This is a genomic window from Bacteroidales bacterium (assembly GCA_018334875.1).
GTDB lineage: Bacteria > Bacteroidota > Bacteroidia > Bacteroidales > UBA12077 > JAGXLC01.
The window spans coordinates 1-4451 of sequence record JAGXLC010000333.1; the positions used below are offsets into that span (position 1 = coordinate 1).

Consider the following 4451-nt stretch of genomic DNA (forward strand, 5'->3'; position numbering starts at 1 on the left):
AACAGCGAGGGTAAATCATAATAGCCCGCATCGAAATCAAATATTTCTGTATGATTCAATAATCCATTACTGAGTAAGGCCGGCAGGGTAAGTAATACACCGGCATTTTCAACATCTATGTTACTGTGTTTTCTTTTTTGTTAAGCATAGGATGAATAAAGCCCGGGGTGCTATAAGCCGCCCCGGGCTTTTTTAAACCTTATTTCCAATATATTAGATCTCAGTAGCAAAAGAATCCTGCAAAGATTCTAACCTTATTTTCTTATTCGTGCATTCGTGGCCATTTCATTCGGAATAAGGTTACAAATCAGATGGGAAAAGATGGTTTGGTGTAAAAAAATTTTGTTATCTTGCCACCTATAATAAAAACCCTCAATTTATGTATTTACGAAACCCCTATTCCCGTCGCAATTTCATTAAAACCATGGGTGCAGCAGGCGCTGGAGTCTCACTGCTTGGCATGAAAAACCCTTTATTTTTTCAAGGAAATACTAGCCAGCAGCAACACTGGAAAATCTTCATGTTTTCCAAGCATCTACAATTTCTCAGTTATGAGGAAACTGCAGAAACAATGAAAGAAGCAGGCCTGGCCGGTGCGGATCTTACCGTACGGCCGGGAGGCCATGTTCTTCCGGAGCATGTTACTACCGATCTTCCCAAAGCAGTCAATGCATTCGAAAAGAAAGGCCTGAAAGTAGGTATGATGACTTCGGGCATTACAGATGCTGATGACCGATATACCGACCCGGTACTTAAAACAGCGTCCGATGCAGGCATCCGTTACTACAGGCTGGGATATTACAGCTATATCGACAAATTGGGAATAAAGGAAAGCATTGACAGGCACAAACAAAAACTGGAAAAAGTGGCGGATCTGAACTCCAGATACAACATGCACGGAGGCTACCAGAACCATTCGGGAACCCGGATCGGCGGTCCGGTATGGGATGTTTGGATGCTGGTGAAAGATTTCGATCCCAGACTGATCGGCTGCCAGTATGATATCCGCCATGCCACCGTGGAAGGAGGTTTTTCCTGGCCACTCGGCCTTCAATTGTTGCAGGATCACGTACAAACCATCGTCATCAAAGACTTCAAATGGATGAAAACGAGTGATGGGTGGGATGATGTAAGCGTCCCCCTGGGTGAGGGAATGGTGAACTTCGACAAATACTTCAGTCTCCTGAAAGAGCTGAACATCCGGGCACCCATTACCTTACATTTTGAATATCCGCTTTATGAAGGGGAAAACCTGAGCAAAAAAGAAAAGAGGAAACAAGCTGTGGAAACTATAAGTAAAGATGTGAAAACGCTGAAAAATATGCTGGCGAAATTTGGACTTTTATAATAATATCTGTTTTTAAGTAAAAAAGACCTTTTTGGAAATCACAAGCAACAAAACTTGTCCGGCTCTTGACGGATCACAAATAACAAATACCTGCCCCGACGGCAGGCGGGGAATTCCAATACCCAATTTTTCAATGACCCAAACGCAGGGATGAAGGCTGTTAGGCTTGTATTTCCGATAGTTTATTTAATTGATTTGATTATCAGAAAAAAATAAATATTATGACAAAGCAACTCAACCGGAGAGATTTCATCAAAACCACAGGAGCAGCCTCATTAGGAATGCTATTGAGTGTTCCCGGATTTTCCACCACTAAAAAACAAAAGAACATGCCCGTCACCATCGAAAATGTAGATTCCGATTTTGAAAGAGAGCCTTTGATCCGTCCTTTTGGCTTCAAGGGAGGTTATATGACCGAAATCTGGCAGACCGTGGCGCAGATGCAAAGCGATGCCGGCCACAGTAAGATCGGTCTGTGCACCCAGAATGTATTGTGGTCGGATGCAAAGGTATTTGCCGGCCATTCGGAGAGCGGCGGCAATGCCTTGATGTATACTTTAACGGAACGTGCCCTGCAGATGATCAAAGGCATGAAGTTTGAAAATCCCATTCAACTGCAGGAGGAGATACTGGAGGAGGTTTATGCCTATGGTAAAAGCATCACCAAAGAGCCGGATCTGCGCAAGACCTTTGCGTTGAATGCACTGGTTGGCCTTGATAACGCAGCGTGGCTGCTTTATGCTGCAAAAAACGGAATTCGTAGTTTCGACGACATGATCCCCGAAGAATACAAACCGGCCCTGTCCCACAAACACGATAAGGTGGCCAGCATTCCGCTGATGGCCTATAGCATTCCGATCGAGGAAATAAAAGAGGCAGCGGATCAGGGATACTTTTTTATGAAGATCAAGATCGGACAGCCAGGAACACAAAAAGAGATGCTGGAAAAGGATAAGGAGCGGCTTACGGCCATACATAAGGCCATCGGTCATATGCGCACGCCTTATACCAAAGACGGGAAGCTTCCCTACTATTTTGATGCAAACGGCAGGTACGAAAGCAAGGAAACCTTAAAACGGCTGCTGGATCATGCCAAAAAGATCGGCGCTTTCGACCAGATAGCCGTTATTGAAGAACCGTTCCCGGAAGAGCTGGAAACGCATGTGGATGATCTGCCTGTGCGGATTGCCGCTGATGAGAGTCTGCACAGTGAGAAGGACGCGGCCCGACGCATCCAGATGGGATACCATGCATTTGCTTTAAAGGCCATCGCAAAAACTTTAAGCATGACCATGAAACAAGCTCAACTGGCCTATGAAAACAATGTACCGTGTTTTATGGCCGATCTTACAGTGAATCCCATACTGGTGGAATGGAATAAAGCTGTGGCGGCTCGCCTGAAATCATTCCCGGAAATGGGCGAACTGGGATTGCTGGAGACCAATGGACATCAGAATTACAAAAACTGGGATACGATGGTGAGCTACCATCCCTATCCCGATGCTTCCTGGCGCAAAACCAAGGAGGGGGTATTCAACCTGAACCAGGATTATTACCGGAAAAGTGGCGGTATATTTGATGAATCACAACATTATGAAGAGATGTTCAAAAATAAATAACCGGTTCAATAAATAATCTGAGCGGTCATCGGGCCAAATCGGGTGGAAGCCTTTTCTGAATCATGAAAAAGGTATCTTGGTTATTATTCTCCAAACATCAGAAAAGCAAAAATTTTGTTTATTTGCGTAATGGTTATAAACCTGCATTATTTAAAAACGAATCCCGCTGAGAAAGCGGGAAAGTTTTTAAATGCGGGATGGTTTGCGGGATGGATGCAGGCAACCCCGCATTAGAAAAACCAGGTTTTTGCGAAATTTATTGAAGCAAAAAGCCAGGTTTTTCAATAGCGTCAGAATTATTCAAGAATAATTCGGGTAAAAATTTTAGCAATCGGATGTAACAGATGATACCCCTCAGAGATACCATACCTTCTCAAAAATTTCCGGTCATTAACTGGCTGCTCATTATTGCAAATATTGTTGTTTTTATCCTCGAGGTAAGCCAGGAAAATACCAGGGCTTTCATTTTTGAATATGGGCTTGTCCCGGCTGAAACCCCTTTGGGAGGAGACAATACCCATACATTTTTCACCAATATGTTCCTGCATGGAGGGGCAGGCCATCTTATCGCCAATATGTGGATGCTTTATATTTTCGGGGATAATGTGGAAGACCGTATGGGAAGTTTCCGGTATCTTATTTTTTACATCCTTGCCGGACTGATTGCCAGTTTTACTCACTACATCCTTAATCTGAATTCCGGAATTCCTGCTGTAGGTGCTTCAGGTGCCATCTCCGGGGTTATGGCAGCTTATATGTTCTTATTCCCCAATAGCATGATCATCGCCTTTGTTCCTTTGCTTTTCCTTCCTGTTCTGATACCTGTTCCGGCCCTCATCTTCATCGGTATCTGGTTTCTGGGGCAGTTCCTCAGCGGAACTTCCAGCCTTTTACTGGGTGGAGCCGATGCAGGTATAGCTTTCTGGGCCCACATTGGTGGTTTTTTAGGAGGGCTGGCCATATACAGGACTTTTACAAAAAAGAAGGAGCAGGTGTACCGGATGCCTTTCAAATGATACAATTCTTTATTACTTTTATGCCCTTTAAAAAAAGAAGATGAGCCGCACCCATGCAACAAAGATATTGATGGTTCTTGTTATATTCTTGTCACAGCCTGCTGTGTGGGCACAGGAGTCAGCCGGAGAAAATACAGAAGATGCATCATGGGCTGTTTCCGCCGAATGGTGGAATTATCATTCCTTTAGCCAGCAAAAACCCGCTACACCGATAAAAGCCGGGTATCCGGTAATTGAATCCCAATCTTTTGCCCTAGGCATATCACATCGCATCAACAGACCTAAAGCCCTTCATAATGTTAAACTGACTGTAAGTCTTCCCTCTTCACTCGATTCGGATAACGGGAAAGACAGAAATCATTTGCTTCAAAGGAAGAGTCAAACCTATTTTCGTTCCGGACTGGATTACCATCTGATATTCCCTTTTTTTCAATGGAAGGGGCTCAGTGCAAACCATGGACTAACCCC

Annotated in this window: 4 protein-coding genes; all 4 read left to right on the top strand. The window is 44.1% G+C overall.

The window, feature by feature from the left end:
- The first annotated feature begins 379 nt into the window (after positions 1–379).
- Positions 380–1348: a TIM barrel protein gene (locus KGY70_17570; protein MBS3777011.1), complete on the top strand. Its 969-nt coding sequence runs from the start codon at positions 380–382 to the stop codon at positions 1346–1348.
- Between the two features lie 221 nt (positions 1349–1569).
- Positions 1570–2967: a twin-arginine translocation signal domain-containing protein gene (locus KGY70_17575; GenBank protein ID MBS3777012.1), complete on the top strand. Its 1398-nt coding sequence runs from the start codon at positions 1570–1572 to the stop codon at positions 2965–2967.
- A 344-nt stretch (positions 2968–3311) separates the two neighbouring features.
- The gene (locus KGY70_17580; GenBank protein MBS3777013.1) at positions 3312–3983 is read left to right on the top strand and encodes a rhomboid family intramembrane serine protease; all 672 of its coding nucleotides are present in this window, start codon (positions 3312–3314) and stop codon (positions 3981–3983) included.
- Positions 3984–4023: 40 nt separating this feature from the next.
- Positions 4024–4451: hypothetical protein (locus tag KGY70_17585; GenBank protein ID MBS3777014.1), on the top strand; the 428-nt coding region annotated here is incomplete at its 3' end.

What these genes read in the sequence shown, in the direction of transcription:
- KGY70_17570 (MBS3777011.1), top strand. Translation starts at nt 380, where the DNA reads ATGTATTTACGAAACCCCTATTCCCGTCGCAATTTCATTAAAACCATG.
- KGY70_17575 (MBS3777012.1), top strand. Translation starts at nt 1,570, where the DNA reads ATGACAAAGCAACTCAACCGGAGAGATTTCATCAAAACCACAGGAGCA.
- KGY70_17580 (MBS3777013.1), top strand. Translation starts at nt 3,312, where the DNA reads ATGATACCCCTCAGAGATACCATACCTTCTCAAAAATTTCCGGTCATT.